The sequence below is a fragment of the Streptomyces spinoverrucosus genome (assembly GCF_006539505.1).
In the GTDB taxonomy this organism is placed as follows: Bacteria; Actinomycetota; Actinomycetes; order Streptomycetales; family Streptomycetaceae; genus Streptomyces; species Streptomyces spinoverrucosus.
Window position 1 is genome coordinate 40,405 of sequence record NZ_BJND01000021.1, and the last position, 18,008, is coordinate 58,412.

13 protein-coding genes and 2 pseudogenes are annotated in these 18,008 nt (G+C 69.9%); 7 read left to right on the plus strand and 8 right to left on the minus strand.

Annotation, left to right across the window (positions count from 1 at the left end):
* The first annotated feature begins 22 nt into the window (after window positions 1–22).
* Both SSP24_RS15835 and SSP24_RS15840 read left to right on the plus strand, forming a co-directional pair.
* Complete coding sequence (locus SSP24_RS15835; RefSeq protein WP_141310186.1) at window positions 23–4,594, plus strand: discoidin domain-containing protein; 4,572 nt, start codon at window positions 23–25, stop codon at window positions 4,592–4,594.
* Between the two features lie 70 nt (window positions 4,595–4,664).
* Window positions 4,665–5,480: a TetR/AcrR family transcriptional regulator gene (locus SSP24_RS15840; protein WP_218037090.1), complete on the plus strand. Its 816-nt coding sequence runs from the start codon at window positions 4,665–4,667 to the stop codon at window positions 5,478–5,480.
* Here the strand turns inward: SSP24_RS15840 and SSP24_RS15845 are convergent.
* The 5 genes and pseudogenes from SSP24_RS15845 to SSP24_RS15855 all read right to left on the minus strand — a co-directional run.
* A pseudogene (locus SSP24_RS15845) lies at window positions 5,470–6,057 on the minus strand (MMPL family transporter); the annotation flags it as partial. The gene SSP24_RS15840 and the pseudogene SSP24_RS15845 sit on opposite strands and share 11 nt — an antisense overlap.
* A 125-nt stretch (window positions 6,058–6,182) precedes the next feature.
* Window positions 6,183–6,455, minus strand: coding sequence for a DUF8746 domain-containing protein (locus SSP24_RS45305; protein ID WP_373306741.1), 273 nt, complete (start codon window positions 6,453–6,455; stop codon window positions 6,183–6,185).
* Complete coding sequence (locus tag SSP24_RS45310; protein WP_373306748.1) at window positions 6,452–6,727, minus strand: P-loop NTPase family protein; 276 nt, start codon at window positions 6,725–6,727, stop codon at window positions 6,452–6,454. The genes SSP24_RS45305 and SSP24_RS45310 overlap by 4 nt, the downstream gene beginning before the upstream one ends.
* A pseudogene (locus SSP24_RS45315) lies at window positions 6,713–7,296 on the minus strand (ATP-binding cassette domain-containing protein); the annotation flags it as partial. The gene SSP24_RS45310 and the pseudogene SSP24_RS45315, both read right to left, overlap by 15 nt.
* 36 nt (window positions 7,297–7,332) lie before the next feature.
* Window positions 7,333–7,929, minus strand: a complete 597-nt coding sequence (locus tag SSP24_RS15855) for a TetR/AcrR family transcriptional regulator (RefSeq protein WP_141310187.1) — start codon at window positions 7,927–7,929, stop codon at window positions 7,333–7,335.
* 171 nt (window positions 7,930–8,100) lie between these two features.
* Between SSP24_RS15855 and SSP24_RS15860 the strand changes: the two genes are divergently transcribed.
* The gene (locus tag SSP24_RS15860; RefSeq protein ID WP_229865564.1) at window positions 8,101–9,357 is read left to right on the plus strand and encodes an MFS transporter; all 1,257 of its coding nucleotides are present in this window, start codon (window positions 8,101–8,103) and stop codon (window positions 9,355–9,357) included.
* Between the two features lie 80 nt (window positions 9,358–9,437).
* Here SSP24_RS15860 and SSP24_RS15865 read toward each other — a convergent pair whose 3' ends face one another.
* Together SSP24_RS15865 and xylA are read right to left on the minus strand one after the other, a co-directional pair.
* Window positions 9,438–9,785, minus strand: coding sequence for a hypothetical protein (locus tag SSP24_RS15865; RefSeq protein WP_229865573.1), 348 nt, complete (start codon window positions 9,783–9,785; stop codon window positions 9,438–9,440).
* A 122-nt stretch (window positions 9,786–9,907) separates the two neighbouring features.
* A complete protein-coding gene (gene xylA / locus SSP24_RS15870; protein WP_141310188.1) occupies window positions 9,908–11,074 on the minus strand; it encodes a xylose isomerase in 1,167 nt (388 codons plus the stop codon).
* A gap of 185 nt (window positions 11,075–11,259) precedes the next feature.
* Between xylA and xylB the strand changes: the two genes are divergently transcribed.
* The 4 genes from xylB to SSP24_RS15890 all read left to right on the plus strand — a co-directional run bounded on the left by xylB (window position 11,260) and on the right by SSP24_RS15890 (window position 16,482).
* On the plus strand, window positions 11,260–12,705 hold the full coding sequence (xylB, locus tag SSP24_RS15875) for a xylulokinase (protein WP_141310189.1): 1,446 nt from the start codon (window positions 11,260–11,262) through the stop codon (window positions 12,703–12,705).
* Window positions 12,706–12,727: 22 nt separating this feature from the next.
* On the plus strand, window positions 12,728–13,951 hold the full coding sequence (locus tag SSP24_RS15880) for an ROK family transcriptional regulator (protein ID WP_141310190.1): 1,224 nt from the start codon (window positions 12,728–12,730) through the stop codon (window positions 13,949–13,951).
* Window positions 13,952–14,188: 237 nt separating this feature from the next.
* Entirely contained in the window at window positions 14,189–14,788 is a 600-nt protein-coding gene (locus SSP24_RS15885; RefSeq protein WP_141310191.1) for an N-acetylmuramoyl-L-alanine amidase, read from the plus strand.
* Between the two features lie 137 nt (window positions 14,789–14,925).
* On the plus strand, window positions 14,926–16,482 hold the full coding sequence (locus SSP24_RS15890) for a right-handed parallel beta-helix repeat-containing protein (protein WP_141310192.1): 1,557 nt from the start codon (window positions 14,926–14,928) through the stop codon (window positions 16,480–16,482).
* 17 nt (window positions 16,483–16,499) lie between these two features.
* Here SSP24_RS15890 and SSP24_RS15895 read toward each other — a convergent pair whose 3' ends face one another.
* Window positions 16,500–17,951, minus strand: a complete 1,452-nt coding sequence (locus SSP24_RS15895; RefSeq protein WP_141310193.1) for an FAD-dependent oxidoreductase — start codon at window positions 17,949–17,951, stop codon at window positions 16,500–16,502.
* Window positions 17,952–18,008 lie beyond the last annotated feature (57 nt).

The window sequence follows — 18,008 nt, forward strand, 5'->3', positions numbered from 1 at the left end:
GCCGCCAAGAAGGAGATCCGTCATGCCCGCAGCACCCTTGAGCCGCCGTCACTTCGTCCAGTTGGCCGGCGCCGGCACGGCCGCCGCCGCCACGAGCAGCTGGCTCTGGCAGTCCGCGCCTGCCGCGTACGCGGCGGAGTCCGAGGAGGACGGGCGGGCGGACAGGCAGGCCGGTCCGGTCGACCAACTCGTCCTCGGCGACGAGGAGTCGGAGTCCGCCCATGGCTTCACCTCGGACGGCAGCAGAATCGCCACCGACGACAACGATGTCAGAGGCAGAGTCGCCACTCCCCTCACCCCGGCCGGCGTCAGAGGCGGCGAACTCCGGTTCACGATGAAGACCGACCCGGCGGCCCAGAACTACCTCACGCTCAAGCTCTGGGGCGGCGACTCCTCGCCGTACAGCACGCTCGCCTACCTCAACGGCGAGCAGATCGGCTTTCGCCGCAACTCCGACTACGAGCCGCTCAGTTTCGGCTTCTCCAAGCCCGCGCCCGGCCGTTTCACGTACCAGACCACGATGCTGCCGCTGGAGATGACCGCGGGCCGGGAGCAGGTGGAGATCACCCTCCGTACCTACCAGGGCAGTTACAGCGGCACCGTCACCGCCGACTCCCGCACCTATTACAGCGTGTACACCCACACCGCCGCACACCTCGACGTGTTCGGCGAGGACCTCCCCGGCTACCGGCCGCCCACCGGCACCCCGGACGATCTCACCGACGCGGAAAAGCAGGAGCTGATCGACGGACTGCGCGCCGCGCAGGTCGCCCTCTTCAACAAGCTGTCCGCCCAGATCGACGCCTCGGCCTCCGGCAAGCTCTCGATCGTCCGGTACGTGGACGAACTGCGCTTCTACGCGGGAGTCCTGACCACCGACTGGTGCCCGGCCGCGACGCCTGCCGAGAAGAAAACCGCCCTACTGCGTCTGTTCAAGTGCATCGACAACCACGTCAAGGACTACTACGGCAACACCAGGCTCCTGCTCCGCGGCGGCCACCAGGGCGACTGGGGCGGCTACTACGGCGCACTCGGCGAGGCCCTGTACATCGCCGAGAACATCATCAACGACAACGACATCTACGGAGCCGACACCTTCAGGGCCTTCCTCGACGAGGAGTTCACCACTGGCACCGAGGAGGGCGAGACCTCCCTCAAGGACGTCGACTTCGACGGCTCCCCGCTCACCCGCCGCGCCGCCTGGGGTCGCTGTCTCAAGGCCAACTTCGACTTCGCGCGGTCGCGGCTGTCGTACATCTACAACCAGGTGTTCTTCACCTACGAGGGCGCCTGGGAGGCCCACGAGGGCCTGCGGGTGATCGGCTCACAGTTCTACGAGGGCAGGAAGCGCAGCCATGCGATCCTGGGCGAGTCCCTCGGGATGGTGCCGTTCCTCGGCGAGGAGGTCCTGGTAGGCCCCGACGGCGAGGACCTCGACCTGTACCACTCGCTCTTCTACCACGACAACACCGCGCGCTTCACCGACGACTACGTGCGGATCGTGGGCAAGGGTCTGGCGAAGAGCAAGCTCGACGCGGACGGCGAGATCGTGCGGCGGCTGCCCTACGGCAGGCACTACACCGGCATCACCGCGGCGGGCCTCACCCGCGAGAACACCTACGTCGGCAACTACGGCGAGGAGGCCTCCCAGTACCTGGGCGAGTACTTCTTCAAGACCTGGGGCCACGAGGGCGACGAGGAGCTGAACGACGAGATCCTCAAGATCACTCTGCGCAATCTGCACGCCCGCGCCCACACCCGCTACCCCGCAGCGGACGACAGCGGCACTAACCGCCTGATGCGCACCGAGGGCGTCATCGACGAGCGCAACGTCTACGTGCCCGGCATCCCGGGCTACTGCATCCGCATCAACCGGGGCCAGTCGCTCTTCCTCGCCGCCGTCGAAGCACATATGGCGGCGCACGCCGACCGCTACGCCGACCGCGGCTGGGACATGTACTGGGAGTACGCCCGCGAGGCCGTCGGCTTCGCCCAGCAGCAGCTCGCCGACCGCCAGTACTTCAACCAGTTCAACGCCGTCACCCAGTGGCTCAAGGTCGATCTCCGGCTCGCCGAGACCTGGGCGTATCTCACCGGCGGACGCGCGACGTACGACCGCTTCGGCACCGTCAAGGCGAAGAGGGTCCTGCCGCAGACCGACTTCCGCTCTTACAGCGCCACGGAGATCGTCGAACTGGGCGTGGACCCGGCCGACTACGAGCAGTTCGCCTGGGTCGACATCGACAACATGTTCGTCTCGCTGCGCGACGGCGGCACCCGCATCTTCGGCTCGCTCTACGTCCAGAACCGGGGCGTCGCGGGCAGCGGGCGGCTGCACGTCATGGCCCCGGCCCATGAGCACACCGTGCAGCTGCGCACCAACGGCCGGTTCCAGTTCCGCGACTACTGGGCCCGCACCGGCAACATCGACGCCGACTTCATGGAGGACATCAACACCGGCGACAACTGGGCCCCGCAGGCGCTGGCCGGGGAGATCTGCCCGATCGCCTACCGGCCGGGCGTCGGCACGGTCAGCCGTGAGAACTTCGAGGCCGACCACCCCTACTCCGGGTACGTCGACTTCCTCACCGCCCGCTACGGTCGGTACCTCTTCGCGATCAACACCACGCGCGAGGTCTACGGCAACAAGCGGACGCACCGCATCGCCGTGCCCTCCGGCCACCGCCGCTCCACCGTCCTCGACCTCGTCTCCGGGAAGAAACTGCCGGTCAGGGGCGGTCATGTGACGGTCCCGCCGTTCACCGCAGTGGTGCTCAAGCTGTCCGAGGACGCGACCGAGACCCTGCTGCCGTCCGTCGTGCGGTACGCGGCGGCCCTGCCCGGCGACACCTACATCGGCGTGACCTGGACCCCGACCGCGGGCGCCACCTCGTACACCATCGAGCGGGCGACCCGCGAGGACGGCGAGTACGAGACCGTCGCCAAGGGCATCAAGGGCCTGTACTGGCGCGACGAGAAGGTCAAGCAGGGCAGGCACTACTTCTACGCGGTCACCGCCGTGAACAGCGCGGGCCACGGCTGGTCGTCCTGGCGCGCCGAGGCCGCGCTCGCCGCGCCCGTGTCGCGGGACCTGACCGGCTCCGGCTGGCGTGACGACCGGCTCGGCTCGCAGCACAGCGGCAGGACCTCCGTCAGCGGTGCACGGCTGATCATCACGGGGGGCGACGGCACGGGACTGGGCAAGGGCGACGACTACATGATCGCCACCCGGGACATCGAGGACTCGCTCCTCTTCTGCAGCCGCGTCCTGGCCGGCACCGGCACGGTCACCGCACGCATCGACGACCACAAGGGCGCCCTGACCGGCCTGATGCTGCGCGACAAGATCGACGCCAACACCCGCTACCTCTACTTCGGGGCCGACTCCGATGGCACCCTCGTCCTCGCGGGCCGCGACCGCGACAGCCGCCACGACTGGCAGGACGACGTGCGCTCCCCGCGCGACGCCAAGATCTCCGGCTTCACCGCCGCCGACTACCCCTACCTGCGGCTGGTCCGCGACTACGAGACCCATCAGGTCCTGGCCTTCGCCTCGCCCGACGGCACCTCCTGGACGTACGCGGGCTCGATGCTCACGCCCCTGCCGTACGCCGTGCACGCGGGTGTCGCCGCCTCCGGTGACGCCGTCCTGGCCGCGGTGAGGGTGCGCGACACGGCGAACGGCGCGCTGCTGCCGTACGTGGCCAAACGTGAGGCGGACACGGCCGTCGTCGCCTGGAACAAGCCCGAGGACGCCACCGGTTTCACCGTCTACCGGACCTCGGACGCCGACACGGCCGCCACCAATCCGCTTCGGAACGGGGCGGGTTGGGAGGAGGTCCTCACCGACACCCGGCTCCGCGGCTGGACGGAGAAGGAACTGCGGCACGGCAGGCGCTGGTTCAAGGTTGCCGCCTCCCTCGCCGGGGGCGCCGGCATCGTCAGCGAGGACGCGGCGATCGCCGTCGCCGAAAGCCTCGCGCAGCTGCTCGCACGGGCCAGGAAGACCGACGCGTCCGACTGGACGAGGAAGAGCTACGCGGCCTTCACCGCCGAGCTCGACCGGATCGAGAAGGCGGGCGCGGAGTCGGGCGCCGACGAGGATGCGCTGATCGACGAGGTGTACGCCGCGTACGGTCTGCTGACGTCGCGGGACACGCTGCTGGAGAAGTTCGCGGTCACGCCGTCGATGGTGGCCGCGTCCACCGTCGCGTGGCCGGGCACCGGCACGAAGGAGTCCAACGGCTGGAAGGCATTCGACGGCGACGTCACCACGTATCCCGACACCCTCGCGTACGAGAGCTGGATCGACATCGACGCAGGGGAGGCTGGCCCGGTCACCATCGACAAGATCCGCTTCCGCCCGCGCACGGGCTTCACGGCCCGGGCCAACGGCACGGTCTTCCGCGGCTCCGACGACGGTACGACCTGGACGGACATCCACACCATCAGCGGGGTGGGCGCCGATCAGTGGTACGAGGTGAAGCTCGACGAGCGGGCCTCTTACCGCAGGATCCGGGTCTACGACAACCACAACGGAAGGTGCAACCTGTCCGAGATCGAGCTCTGGTACTACCGGCCCGACGAGGCGTGAGGCCAGGGGTGGTACGGCGTGCCGTGAAGGCTGCCATGCCACCCTGTTCGACGTATGGGCAGCCGCTGCGATGGTCGTGCGAGGATGCAGCATGTCCGAGTTTCAGCGCGCCAGGCGGCCGGAGCACAAGGAGCAGCGTCGCCAGGCCATCCTCTCGGCGGCGCGCCGGCTGGCTACCGACTCCGGAGTCCACAACGTCACGCTCAGCGGTGTCGCCGCCGCCGTGGGACTGGCCAAGTCGAACTTGAGCCGCTACTTCGGTACGCGGGAAGAGATGTACCTCGAACTGGCCTCGGAGTGCTGGCGCGACTGGCGCCAGGCCGTCGTCGATCGGCTCTCGACCGGTGACGACGTCGTCACGACGCTCACCGAGACCATGCAGGCACGGCCCATGTTCTGCGACCTGCTCGGCCACACGGCCACGAGCCTCGAACACAACGTCTCCGTTCCGGCGGCGCGCGATCACAAGCACACCGTGATCGTCGTCATCGAGGAACTCGGCGCCGCGGTCGCCGCGGCCGACCAGCGCCTGACCGAGAGGGAGGGCCGCGATCTCGTGACGGCAGCGGCCGGGCTTGCCGGCGCTGTCTACGCGGCGGCCAATCCGCCCCCCCCACCCTGGCCGAAGCGTACGAGCAGAACCCGGAACTCGCCGCGGCGCGGCTGTCGTTCCTGCCGACCATGCAGCGCCTCCTCGGCGCGGTCGCTGCGGGACTGCCCGCCCTGCGGCCGCAAAACGCTTACAGCACAACGAGTTGATCGGGAAACGAGCTCGGTTCCCAAACGCGGCCCGACGCTGACGGCACTGCACGTCACGGTGCTCGTGCCCCGGCCCGTGAACGGAGCGGGGCACGAGCGGCTCCAAAAGACGGAGATCAGCGGGTGATCGGTTCGGGTTGCCGGTCGTCGGCGGCCGTTTCCGCCGTTTCCGCCGGGCCTTCGACGGACAGGTGCGGAAGGCGCTTGTCGAGCCAGCGGGGGAGCCACCAGTTGGCCTTGCCGAGCACGTACATCACGGCCGGGACCAGGACCGTGCGCAGTACGAACGCGTCGATCGCCACGGCGGCGGCCAGGCCGATCCCGAACTCGGCGACGATCCGCTCGCCCCCGAACGAGAGGGCGATGAACACGCAGAACATGATGGTGGCCGCGGCGGTGATGACCCGTCCCGTCTCGGCCTGGCCGACCGCGACGGCCCGCCGGTTGTCGCGGGTGTGGATCCATTCCTCGTGCATGCGGCTGACGAGGAACACCTGGTAGTCCATCGACAGGCCGAACAGGACCGACGGCATGATGACCGGCAGGAAGGCCTCGACGGGTCCGGCCGCGCCCCAACCGAGGCGCTCGGAGCCCCATCCGTACTGGAAGAACGCGACGATCACGCCGAAGGAGGCTGCGGTGGCGAGGATGTTCATGACGGCGGCGACGAGCGGCACCATGAGGCTGCGGAACGCGAGGAGCAGCGTCGAGCGCAGGGACCACAGTTTGGCCCACTCCGAGCGCAGCACGTGCCATCCGGTCACCTTGTAGCGGGGGCGAGACGGAGCGGTCGGCTCCTGCTGGGGCTCGACGGTCATGGTGAGGGAGCTCATGCCACGCTCCCGAGAGTGTCGGTAGCGGTCGTGGTGCCGTGGTACTCCACCGCATCCCTGGTCAGGTCCATGAACGCCTGTTCCAACGACACTGTCCGCGCGCTCAGTTCGAACAGCGGGATTCCGTGCTCCGCCGCCTTCAGTCCGATCTCACGGGCGGTGAGCCCAGTGACGTGCAGTTCCGCGGACCCGACCTGGCCGGTGATGTCGACGCCCGGCCCCGCCAGAACGTCCCGCAGCCGCGCCGGGTCCTGGGTCGCCACCTTCACCGTGTTGCCGCCGCCTCGCGGACCAGATCCTGCACGGTCGTGTCGGCCAGCAACCGCCCGCGTCCCACGATGATCAGATGGTCCGCCGCCAGTGCCATCTCGCTCATCAGATGCGAGGAGACGAACACCGTCCGGCCCTCCGCCGTAAGCCCCGTCAGCAGATTGCGGATCCACAGCACGCCCTCCGGATCGAGGCCGTTGACCGGCTCGTCCAGCATCACCGTCTGCGGATCGCCGAGCAGTGCCGCCGCGATGCCGAGCCGCTGCCCCATACCGAGGGAGAAGGCTCCGGCCCGCTTCTTCGCCACGCTGCCAAGGCCGGCGAGGTCGATGACCTCGTCGACTCGGTTGCGGGGGATCCCGTGCGTCAGCGCGAGCGCGTTGAGGTGGTTGTACGCCGAGCGGCCCGGGTGGATCGACTTCGCCTCCAAGAGCGCGCCGACCTCCTGAAGCGGCGCCCGGTGCTCGGCGTAAGGCGGCCGTTCACCGTCACGGAGCCGGTCGTCGGGGCGTCCAGTCCGACGATCATGCGCATCGTGGTCGACTTCCCCGCGCCGTTGGGTCCCAGGAAGCCGGTCACGGTGCCCGGCTTCACGGTGAAGTCCAGCCGGTCCACCGCGGTCTTCTCCCGATACCTCTTGGTCAGTAGCTGTGCCTCGATCATCAGCGTGCCTTCCCTCGGCCTCGGGCGCCCGTCCGACGCCTCACCGGCAACGCTAGGAACCGAGCGGCCCCGATCCGGCCCCCCGCGGGCTGAACCGCGGGCTGCGACTCGTACCGTGGTACGACGCCGGTGTCCGACTCGGGTCTGCCTGATCGGCTCTACTCCAGTCCCGGACATGGCACTTCCCCAGCCGCGAGGGCCGTCAGGGCACCTCTAGGACGCGTGCCTGCCGTGGTGTGCCTCGGTGACCAGGGTGGTCGCGACCTCCAGGACCGCCTTGCGCTTCTCCTCGTCGGTACCCGGGAGGTCGTTGAGGGTGAACATCCCCGCGTGCATCGTGAACACCGCGCTGATGCAGCGGACCTGGTCGATCAGGGGGGCGTCCGGGTCGATGAGGATGTCGCGCATCCCCAGCATGCGATTGCGGAACAACTCGCCGATGCGCAGTTCCTTCACCGTCGCCTGGTTCTCCTGCATGAAGCGGAAGAACGGGGCCGCCTCGACCAGGGCGTCGTGGTAGCGGCGGAGGATCTCCTGCTTCGTCTCCAGGGACTGCGGCTGCCGCCTGCCCCACTCGATCAGTTCCACGATCGGCTGGGTCAGATCCTCGTAGACGCTGACGAGGATCTCTTCCTTGGTCTTGAAGTGGTAGTAGAGCGCCGCCTTGGTGACGTCGAGGCGCTCGGCGATCTCGCGCAGGGAGGTCTTCTCGTAGCCCTGCTCGGCGAAGAGTTCGAGCGCCACGTCCTGGATGCGCTGGCGTGTGTTTCCGCGCCGCTGCCGCTTGGTGTCGTCCATCGTGCCGCCCATTGTCGCGCTCCTCACGCCCCTGCGAACTTACTTGCCGCCCGACTAGCTACGGTCCACCTTCTCGAGTGGAGCAACTTGCCGGGCGGCAAGTAAGTGCCCCAGTCTTAGGAGAGAGGGAACGATGGCGGACACGCAGTCGGTCGATACGGCCGACCCGAAGACGGGGAAACGGTGGGCGAACTCGGCGGCACCGAGCACCTGTCGTGGGTGGTGACGGCGTACACGCTGGCCACCGCGGCGGCGACCCCGGGGTCATGGGGTGACCTGATCCCGCCGCGGGAGCGCGGAAGGTACCAGGGCATGATGGCCGGCGTCATGGCGCTCGCGATGGTCGGCGGACCGCTGGTCGGTGGCACCATCACCGACAACTGGGGCTGGCGCTGGACGTTCTACACCAACCTGCCGCTCGGTGTCGTCGCGCTGGCTCTGATCGCTGTGGTGCTGCATCTGCCGAAGAAGCGGGCCAAGGCCGGAATCGACTCCCTCGGTGTCGTCCTGCTGACCGTCGGCATCACCGCGATCGTGCTCGTCACCACGTGGGGCGGAACGGAGTACGCCTGGACGTCCGCGGTGATCATGGAGCTGATCGGCATCGATGTCGCCGCGCTGGTCGGGTTCGTGTACTGGCAGACCAGGGCCGCGGAGCCGGTGGTGCCGCTGCACATCTTCCGCAGTCGCAACTTCACGCTGATGGCCATCGTCGGCTTCATCACGGGCTTCGTGATGTTCGGGGCGACGCTGTACCTGCCGCTGTACCAGCAGTCGGTGCAGGGGGCGTCCGCGACCAACTCCGGGTTGTTGCTGCTGCCGATGCTCGGCGCGATGCTGCTCACGTCGGTGCTGGCGGGGCGGGTGACCACGAACACCGGCAAGTACAAGGTGTTCCCGATCGTCGGCAGTGCCCTGATGATCGTCGGGCTGTACCTGCTGTCCACGATGGACACGGGGACCTCGCGGGTCACGTCCGGTGTCTTCATGGCGGTCGTCGGTCTGGGCCTCGGCTTCCTGATGCAGGTCACCATGCTGGTCGCGCAGAACAGCGTCGAAATGAAGGACATGGGCGTCGCGTCCTCGTCCAGCACCCTCTTCCGTACGCTCGGCTCCTCGTTCGGCGTCGCCATCATGGGCGCGCTGTTCAACAACCGGGTCCAGGACGTCATGACCGAGCGGGCCGGGGCGCTGGGGTCCCAGGTGACCGAGCAGTCGGCGCAGCTGGACGCGGCGAGCCTGGCGAAGCTGCCGGAGGCGGCGCGAGAGGCGTACCAGTACGTGGTGTCCGCCGGTACGCACTCGGCGTTCCTGCTCGGGGCCGTGGTGGCCGCGGTCGCGCTGGTGGCGGCGGTGTTCGTGAAGGAGGTCGCGCTGCGGGGGTCGGAGTCGGACGCCGAGGGTGCCTCTGCGCGGCCGGCGGTCGTCGAGCCCGTCTGATCCTGATCCGACATTGACCTGAAGGCCCCCGGATGGTGTCCGCCCCGGGGGTCTTTGTCGTGTGTGGGTGCGCGTGTGAACTAGGGCAGTGTGTCGACCGGGAGGTCCGGGATCAGGGATTCCAGATCGCTCGGTATCTCGCTGGGCATCTCACTCGGCAGCTCCGTGGGGAACTGCGACGGCAGTGACGGCAATCCACTCGGCAGCCTGGTCGGCAGCTCGGTGGGGATGGTGGAGCTCGGTTCCGCCGAGGTGCTGCTGCCGGCGGTCGGTTTCCCGTCCGGTGACTCGTCGCTCCCGGACCCGGTCAGGACCACGACGGCGACGACGATCGCGACGGCCACGAGCACGGCCAGGGCGAGGAGGACAGGACTGCGTCGCCGTCGCGGGGGTACGGGTCCGAATTCCGTGGTGGGCGGCATGGCCATAGCGACCAGGGTCGCGGGACAGCCGCCCGGGCCGCGACCCCCACGCGGTGGTTGACACGGACTCATGCCATGGACCGCACGATTCCGTGGCATTCCGCGCGAGGGTCACGCCCTGTACTGCCTCAGCCGCGGGCGCCCAGCAGATGGTCCATCGCCAGCTGGTCGAGCCGCTCGAACGCCATCCCGCGCGCGGCGGCCGCCTCGACGTCGAACTCCTCGAACGCCGTGCGGTCGGCGAGCAGGGCCTGCAGCCCGTCCGCCGCCGTGGGCAGGGCGAGTTCGTCGAGGCGGGAGGCGCGCAGGGCCTCCTGGACCTCGGGGTCGGCGCGGAAAGCGGCCGCACGCTCCTTCAGGATGAGGTAGTTGCGCATGCAGCCCGCGGCCGACGCCCACACGCCGTCGAGGTCCTCGGTCCGCGGCGGCTTGAAGTCGAAGTGGCGGGGGCCGTCGTAACCGGCGCTCTCCAGGAGGTCGACCAGCCAGAAGGCGGAGCGCAGGTCGCCGGCGCCGAAGCGCAGGTCCTGGTCGTACTTGATGCCGGACTGGCCGTTGAGGTCGATGTGGAACAGCTTGCCCGCCCACAGGGCCTGCGCGATGCCGTGCGGGAAGTTCAGCCCGGCCATCTGCTCGTGCCCGACCTCGGGGTTGACGCCGTACAGCTCCGGCCGCTCCAGTCGCTCGATGAACGCCAGGGCGTGGCCGACAGTGGGCAGCAGGATGTCGCCGCGCGGCTCGTTCGGCTTGGGCTCGATCGCGAAGCGCAGGTCGTAGCCCTGGGAGGTGACGTACTCGCCAAGGAGGTCGAACGCCTCCTTCATGCGGTCGAGGGCGGCGCGTACGTCCTTGGCGGCACCGGACTCGGCACCCTCGCGGCCACCCCAGGCGACGTACGTCCTGGCGCCCAGCTCCACCGCCAGGTCGATGTTGCGGATGGTCTTGCGCAGCGCGTACCGGCGTACGTCACGGTCATTGGCGGTGAACGCGCCGTCCTTGAAGACGGGGTGCGTGAAGAGGTTGGTGGTGGCCATCGGGACCGTCATGCCGGTCGCGTCCAGAGCCTGGCGGAAGCGCTTGATGTGCGACTCGCGCTCGGTGTCCGAGGATCCGAAGGGGATCAGGTCGTCGTCGTGGAAGGTCACTCCGTGAGCACCGAGCTCAGCCAGGCGCTGCACCGTCTCGACCGGGTCGAGGGCACGCCGCGTGGCGTCGCCGAACGGGTCCCTTCCCTGCCAGCCGACGGTCCACAGGCCGAAGGTGAACCTGTCCTCGGGGGTGGGCTGGTAGTTCATGCCGCGGCTCCTTGCTGCGTACGACTATTTCGTCATGGCCGTTTACAAATTAGTATGCAGTCGCACCTCTGGGAAGAGACAAGATGTCTTTGCCCATGCCTTTGCCCCCGTTACCTTTGTCCGCTCCGATGTCTTTGTCCCCAATGTCTTAGTCCCGCAGAGCCGCGTGAAAAGGGAGAAGCCCGATGTCAGCAGCCGAGGGTCCGCTCGTCGTCGGCGTGGACACGTCCACCCAGTCCACCAAGGCACTGGTCGTCGACGCGTCGACCGGGCAGGTCGTCGCGAGCGGCCAGGCACCGCACACGGTGTCCTCCGGCGCCGGTCGCGAGAGCGACCCGCGGCAGTGGTGGGAGGCCCTGTGCGAGGCGCTGCGCCAGTGCGGGGAGCCTGCCCACGAGGCCGCCGCGGTGTCCATCGGCGGGCAGCAGCACGGTCTCGTCACGCTCGACGACCGCGGCGAGCCGGTACGCCCCGCCCTGCTGTGGAACGACGTGCGCTCGGCGCCGCAGGCGCGCCGACTGGTCGAGGAGCTGGGCGGCGCCAAGTTCTGGGCGGACCGCACGGGCAGCGTGCCCGCCGCGTCCTTCACGGTCACCAAGTGGGCCTGGCTCGCCGAGCACGAGCCGGAGTCCGTCCGGGCCACCAAGGCCGTACGCCTCCCCCACGACTACCTCACCGAGCGCCTCACGGGCCAGGGCACCACCGACCGCGGCGACGCCTCCGGCACGGGCTGGTGGGCGTCGGGCAGCGAGTCGTACGACGAGGAGATCCTCGCGCACGTGGGGCTCGACCCGGCGATCCTGCCCCGTGTGGTCCGACCCGGCGAGGTGGCGGGCACCGTCCGCGACAGCCACGACCTGCCGTTCTCCAAAGGCACCCTGGTCGCGCCCGGCACCGGCGACAACGCCGCCGCCGCGCTGGGCCTCGGCCTGCGTCCCGGCACGCCCGTGCTGAGCCTCGGCACCTCGGGCACGGTGTACGCCGTGTCGAAGCGCCGCCCGGCCGACCCGACCGGAACCGTGGCGGGCTTCGCCGACGCGCACGGTGACTGGCTGCCGCTGGCCTGCACCCTGAACTGCACGCTCGCCGTCGACCGCCTCGCCACCCTGCTGGGCCTCGACCGCGAGGCCGTGGAACCCACCACCGGCCTCACGCTCCTGCCCTACCTGGACGGCGAACGCACTCCGAACCTGCCGAACGCCTCCGGTGTCCTGCACGGCCTGCGCCACGACACGACCGCGGGTCAGCTCCTGCAGGCGGCCTACGACGGTGCCGTGCACGCGCTGCTGGGCGCCCTGGACCTGGTCCTGGACGAGGACGCGGACCGCTCGACCCCGCTGCTGCTGATCGGTGGCGGCGCCCGGGGCACTGCCTGGCAGCAGACCGTACGACGGCTCTCCGGGCGCCCGGTCCAGGTCCCCGAGGCCAAGGAACTGGTCGCGCTCGGCGCGGCGGCCCAGGCGGCCGGCCTGCTCACCGGCGAGGACCCGGCCGCGGTCGCCCGGCGCTGGAACACCGCGCGCGGGCCGGTGCTGGACGCGGTCGAGCGGGACGAGGAGACGCTGGCCAGGATCTCCGGGGTACTCTCCGACGCGGCCCCGCTGCTGGAGCGGAGCCCCGAGAGCCGCTGAGCCCACCGCGAAGGACGGAGGCATGACCGCACCCCTGCACAAGGCCCACCCGGCCGGTCCCGGACGCGCGTTGCCGGACACCCAGCAGGGCATGCGGCGCCGCAATCTCGCGCGGGTGATGCACACGGTCAGTGCGGAGGGCCCGCTGTCCCGTGCGGCGGTGGCCTCCCGCATCGGGCTGACCCGTGCGGCGGTCTCCACCCTGGTCGACGAACTCATCCGCTGCGGCCTGCTGGAGGAACTGGGCCCCGAACGTCCCGGCCGCGTGGGCCGGGGCCGTCCCGGTTCCGCCCTCGCGGTCAGCGGGCACGGTCCCGCGGGGATCGGCGCGGAGATCGGCGTCGACCATCTCGCGGTCTGCGCGGTCGATCTGCGCGGAGAGATACGGGCGCGGGTCGTACGGCAGGGCACGAACCGCGACCGCTCCCCCGAGCCGGTGATCGAGGAACTCACCGGGCTGGTGCGCCGGGTTGTCGCCGAGGTGGCACGTGAGGGGCTGTGGCCGGCGGGGCTCGCGGTGGCGGTGCCGGGTCTGGTGGCGCGCGACGCCCGGACCGTCGTACGCGCTCCCAACCTCGGCTGGCACGACACCGATCTGGGGTCACTGCTGCCCGCGGAGCTGCCGCTGACCGTGGACAACGAGGCCAACTTCGGCGCGCTGGCCGAGCTCTGGCTCGGCGAGGGCACCCCGCGGGACTTCGTGCATGTGTCGGCCGAGATCGGTATCGGCGCGGGCGTGGTCGTGGACGGTCGGCTGCTGCGCGGAACGCGGGGATTCGCGGGCGAGTTGGGGCATGTGCCGGTCCGGCCGGACGGGCCGGAATGCGCCTGCGGTGGGCGCGGGTGCCTGGAGCAGTACGCCGGTGAGGAGGCGGTGCTGCGCGCGGCCGGTCTGGCGCCGGGCGAGGACCGTGTCGGACTGCTCGCCGGGCGTGCCACGGAGGGCGACGAGGACGTACGGCGGGCGCTGCGCGATGCGGGAGAGGCGCTCGGCGTGGCGCTGACCGGGGCGGTGAATCTGCTGGACCCCGAGAGCGTGGTACTGGGCGGTGCGCTGGCCGGGCTCGCACCCTGGCTGCTGCCGTCACTGCGGTCGGAACTGGCCCGCCGCACGGCGGGACCGGCCTGCCCAGTGTCCGTGTCGGGGCTGGGTCCTGAGGGGCCGTTGCTGGGGGCCGCGCATTGGGTGGTGCGCGGGGTGCTGGACGATCCGGCGGGGGTGGCTGAGGTGGGGGTGCGGGGCTGACGGCCTCCGCAGGCCCTCCGAATGCCGTCCGAAATGCCCTCAGAAGTCCCTGCTCACCACCCGTTCGGGTGAGCGAGTTATCCACAACCTCTCGGTGATCCACGGAATAGCACGACGGCCATCAGCCCAACCGCCCGGCGCCGTACCGTGATTCACGCGAGGCCAGTCGTCGTGCGGAGATGACGTCGGCGGCCTTCATCCTTCTTCAAGCTTCTTCCAGCTGAGAGGCGATCCTCCATGCAACGGGCACGACCACTCCCCGACCGGCGACGGATCCTCAAGAGCGCCGCCCTGGCCGCCGTCCCCTACGCACTGCTGCCCGGCCCCAGGGCCGGTGGGCGGACACCGGCTCCCGACTACCCGCTCGCGGAGTGGCAGCCGGCGACTCCCGCCAACTACACGGCGGCGAACCGTCCGGCCACCCACACCGTCGACCTGGTCGTCATCCACGTCACGCAGACGGACTACTCCGGGACCCTGGCCGTCTTCCAGCACCCCCGCAAGAAGGTGTCCGCGCACTACGTCGTCCGGTCCGCCGACGGATATATGGCGCAGTGCGTCCACGAGTCCGACATCGCCTGGCACGCCGGGAGCTGGGAGCACAACACACGCAGCATCGGCATCGAACACGAGGGGTGGGTGGACCAGCCCGGCTACTTCACGGACGCCATGTACGAGCGGTCGGCCACGCTCACCGCGGCGATCTGCACGAAGTACGGCGTCCCCAAGGACCGCGCGCACATCATCGGCCACCACGAGATACCGGGCACCGACCACACCGACCCCGGCCCGCACTGGGACTGGCCGCGCTACATAGGGCTCGTCAACTCCGCCTGACCGGGACGGCACGCCCACGGGACACCTGCAAGCCAATGATTGGGCCCAGCCGATCACTGGTACTCGGTGCTCGACGGCGCCGCCAACCGGCAGTCCACGCTGCCACCTGCCGCGCCCTTCCAGTGAGGAGCCTGCCCATGTCGATGTCCTTGTCGATGCCGTTGACAGTGGACGCCCGAGAGCACGGACTGGTCGGTGACGGGATCACCAATGACCAGCCGGCGTTCGCGGAACTGGTCGACGCGCTGGGTGCGGCCTGTGCCGCGGACGGCCGCCGACGGACCCTCTACGTCCCGCCCGGTCGCTATGTGATGCAGGATCGGCCCACCGTCTGGCGCAGCGGCGTGTCACTGATCGGCGCCGGCCGGGGTGCCACCTGCTTCGCGCTGTCCAACCCGGGCAGCCCGACCACCCCGGTGCCGCTGGCCTGGTTCACCACCGCGCAGCACGGAGCGGGGCGGGAGAACCATCTGGCGGACATCACGTTCGCGCACTTCGAGGTGGACGGTTCCGGCGTGCGGACACAGGAGTACGACCCGCTGGCGAAGGGGCTCGGCCTGCAGTACGTGCTGCGGGGCAGGTTCAACGACCTGTATGTGCACGACACGGCGGCGACCGGATTCGGCTGTGACTTCCTGCAGGACACGATCGTCGAGGGAGTGCTGGCGGAGCGGTGCGGACGGCAGGATCCCGGCGAAGAGATGGGCGGCGCGGGGATCGGGATCGGCGTGGGCGGCTGGGGCATGGTCGAGCGGCTGACGATCACCACCTGCACGGCGACGGGCAACGGCACGAACGGCATCTTCGTGGAGTTGCAGCAGGAGTACTGGCCACCGCCGCGCGGCATCCGCATCACCGCCTGCCATGCCGAGGACAACCGGTTCGGGATCTCCGACTGGGGAGCCGACGGCCTGCTGGTCACCTCGTCGACGATGCTCGGCAATCACCAGGCCGGGTTCGACGTGTCCTCGCAGGGCACATCGGGTGTCGGTGGCCGGGGCGGCATCGTCACCGGGTGTGTCATCGACAGCAATGTGCGCGATGGCGTCGCGATCGGCAACACGCCAGGACCGTACGCCCTCCGCGGCAACCGGATCAGCAACAACGGGCGGTACGGCTACTGGGAACACAACCTGGAGGGCGGCGACCAGGAACCGGCCGAGGACATCGTGCTGGAGTCCAACGACATCCGGGACAACGCGCTGGACGGCGTCCGGGTCGACGCGGACCTGCGGGATCCGGCGATCGTGGGCAACCGGATCCGCAACAACGGCCGTCGGGCCGCACCGGCGACCTCGGGCGGCGGCGACGGGGTGCGCTGCACGGATCTGTCGCTGATCGACGAGACCGCCGACTGGCCACTGGACGGCCATCGGGGCAAGCAGCTGACGGTGGGTGGCCAGCAAGCGATGGTCACCTTCAACACGGAGACAGAGCTGAGTCTGGCGCCCGTGCGGCCGGGCTCGAAGACGGCGTGGAGCAGTGGCACGCCGAAGCCGGGCGCGTCCTACCACCTGCCCGATCCCCCGGATCTGCGAGCCGGGATCGCCATCGCGGCCGCCGTCTCCCGCCCGCAGATGGAAGGCAACCGGATATGGGACAACCAGCAGCCGAGGAGGACACAGACGCACGGCCTGTTCATCGAGCAGGACGGCAGCTGCACGGACGGACGCGTGATCGGCAACGACACATAAAGAGAAACAACGACACCTCAACCGAGCGGCGCCGCCGCCCCGGTCGCCAGGTGCAGTCGCGCCCCCTGGCGCATGAGCTCCTGCTGGACCAGAGCGTACGGCACCTCCCGCGGGCTGCGGTTGATCCGGGTGGCCAACGCGGCGCAGACGCCCGCCGCCTGACCGGTCGCCATGGCGATGGGCATGACGCGATAGGAGGAGTGCGCCACATGGGAGCCGGAGATGCAGCGGCCCGCGACGAGCAGGTTGTCCGTGTCGCGGGGCAGCAGACAGCGAAGGGGGATGTCGTAGAAGCGGCCGCGGGGGACGCGTTTGAGGACGGTGCCGCTGCCCCTCGGGTTGTGGATGTCGACGGGGTAGGCGCCGTGTGCGACGACGTCGGGGAAGGAGCGCGCCGCCAGGATGTCGTGGCCGGTGAGGTGATAGTCGCCGAGGATGCGGCGGGTCTCCCGTACGCCGATCTGGGTGCCGCTCTGCACGACGTATGACTCCTCGAAGCCGGGGACGTGCTGGCGCAGGAAGCGGTCGATCTGTTCCATCTGGCGGCGGGCGACGTACTCGGCGCGGCTCAGGTCCCACACGTCGATGCCGAGGGCCCGGGTGACGCGGGTGCTGTTGATGCTGACCTCGCGGGGGTGGGGGGTGCCGAAGAAGAGGATGTCCTCGCGGGGCAGGCGCAGTTCGCCCGCCTTGGTGGCCTCCTCGACGAGGTCCCACAGGCCGTGCACGCCCCGCCACTGGTCGGGGTGCTCATGGACGTACGCCGCGAACCGGGGCCGCAGGAAGTCGACGACGCGGAACATGAGCGTCATCGGCTGGACCAGCCCGTCCTCGGGCCGGCCGATCTCGCACGGCGCTCCGCAGGCGGCGGCCACGTCGCCGTCGCCCGTGCCGTCGACGACGACGTCGGCGTCGATCACCACCGGGCCGGACTTGGTCTCGAAGACGACCCGCCAGCCGTCGTCGAGGGGCAGGGCGGCGGAGGCGAAGGAGTGGAACAGCATGCGGACGCCGGCCTCGTCGAGCAGGTCGAGGAGGACGAGTTTGTAGATCTCCGGGTCGAAGGGAACGGTGTAGCCGGTTTTGAGGGAGGGCGGGACGCAGCCGCCGCGTTCGCTCAGCCGGTCCAGCAGACGCCACAGAAAGCCGGCGACCACCGCCTCGCCCTCGCCGTGGTCGTTGGGCAGCAGCCCGTCGCCTTCCTCGCCGGGGCCGGTGAAGACGGCCTGCTTCTGCTCGTTGTGGAACGACATCAGGGGCATGACGAGGGCCACGGTGGCGTTGCCGCCCAGGAAGCCGTACCGCTCCACGAGCACCACATCGGCCCCGGCGTCGGCCGCGGCGTACGCGGCCGCGGTGCCGGCCGGGCCTCCGCCGACGACCAGGACCTCCGTGCGGCCCCCGTGGTGGGCGTCGCGCGGCGGCAGGGTGACGGTCCGTGACAGTGGAGGTCGTTGCAGGATCGGCATCGGTTCTTCCCGTCGGAGGTGTTCCGAAGGCGGTGGGACTGCCGGGCCCCGTGTCCC

Bases quoted from the DNA above. Each gene is read 5' to 3' on its own strand.
- SSP24_RS15835 (WP_141310186.1), top strand. From the start codon at position 23: ATGCCCGCAGCACCCTTGAGCCGCCGTCACTTCGTCCAGTTGGCCGGC.
- SSP24_RS15840 (WP_218037090.1), top strand. From the start codon at position 4,665: ATGGTCGTGCGAGGATGCAGCATGTCCGAGTTTCAGCGCGCCAGGCGG.
- SSP24_RS45310 (WP_373306748.1), bottom strand. From the start codon at position 6,727: ATGGGGCAGCGGCTCGGCATCGCGGCGGCACTGCTCGGCGATCCGCAG.
- SSP24_RS15855 (WP_141310187.1), bottom strand. From the start codon at position 7,929: ATGGGCGGCACGATGGACGACACCAAGCGGCAGCGGCGCGGAAACACA.
- SSP24_RS15865 (WP_229865573.1), bottom strand. From the start codon at position 9,785: ATGGCCATGCCGCCCACCACGGAATTCGGACCCGTACCCCCGCGACGG.
- xylA (WP_141310188.1), bottom strand. From the start codon at position 11,074: ATGAACTACCAGCCCACCCCCGAGGACAGGTTCACCTTCGGCCTGTGG.
- xylB (WP_141310189.1), top strand. From the start codon at position 11,260: ATGTCAGCAGCCGAGGGTCCGCTCGTCGTCGGCGTGGACACGTCCACC.
- SSP24_RS15880 (WP_141310190.1), top strand. From the start codon at position 12,728: ATGACCGCACCCCTGCACAAGGCCCACCCGGCCGGTCCCGGACGCGCG.
- SSP24_RS15885 (WP_141310191.1), top strand. From the start codon at position 14,189: ATGCAACGGGCACGACCACTCCCCGACCGGCGACGGATCCTCAAGAGC.
- SSP24_RS15890 (WP_141310192.1), top strand. From the start codon at position 14,926: ATGTCGATGTCCTTGTCGATGCCGTTGACAGTGGACGCCCGAGAGCAC.
- SSP24_RS15895 (WP_141310193.1), bottom strand. From the start codon at position 17,951: ATGCCGATCCTGCAACGACCTCCACTGTCACGGACCGTCACCCTGCCG.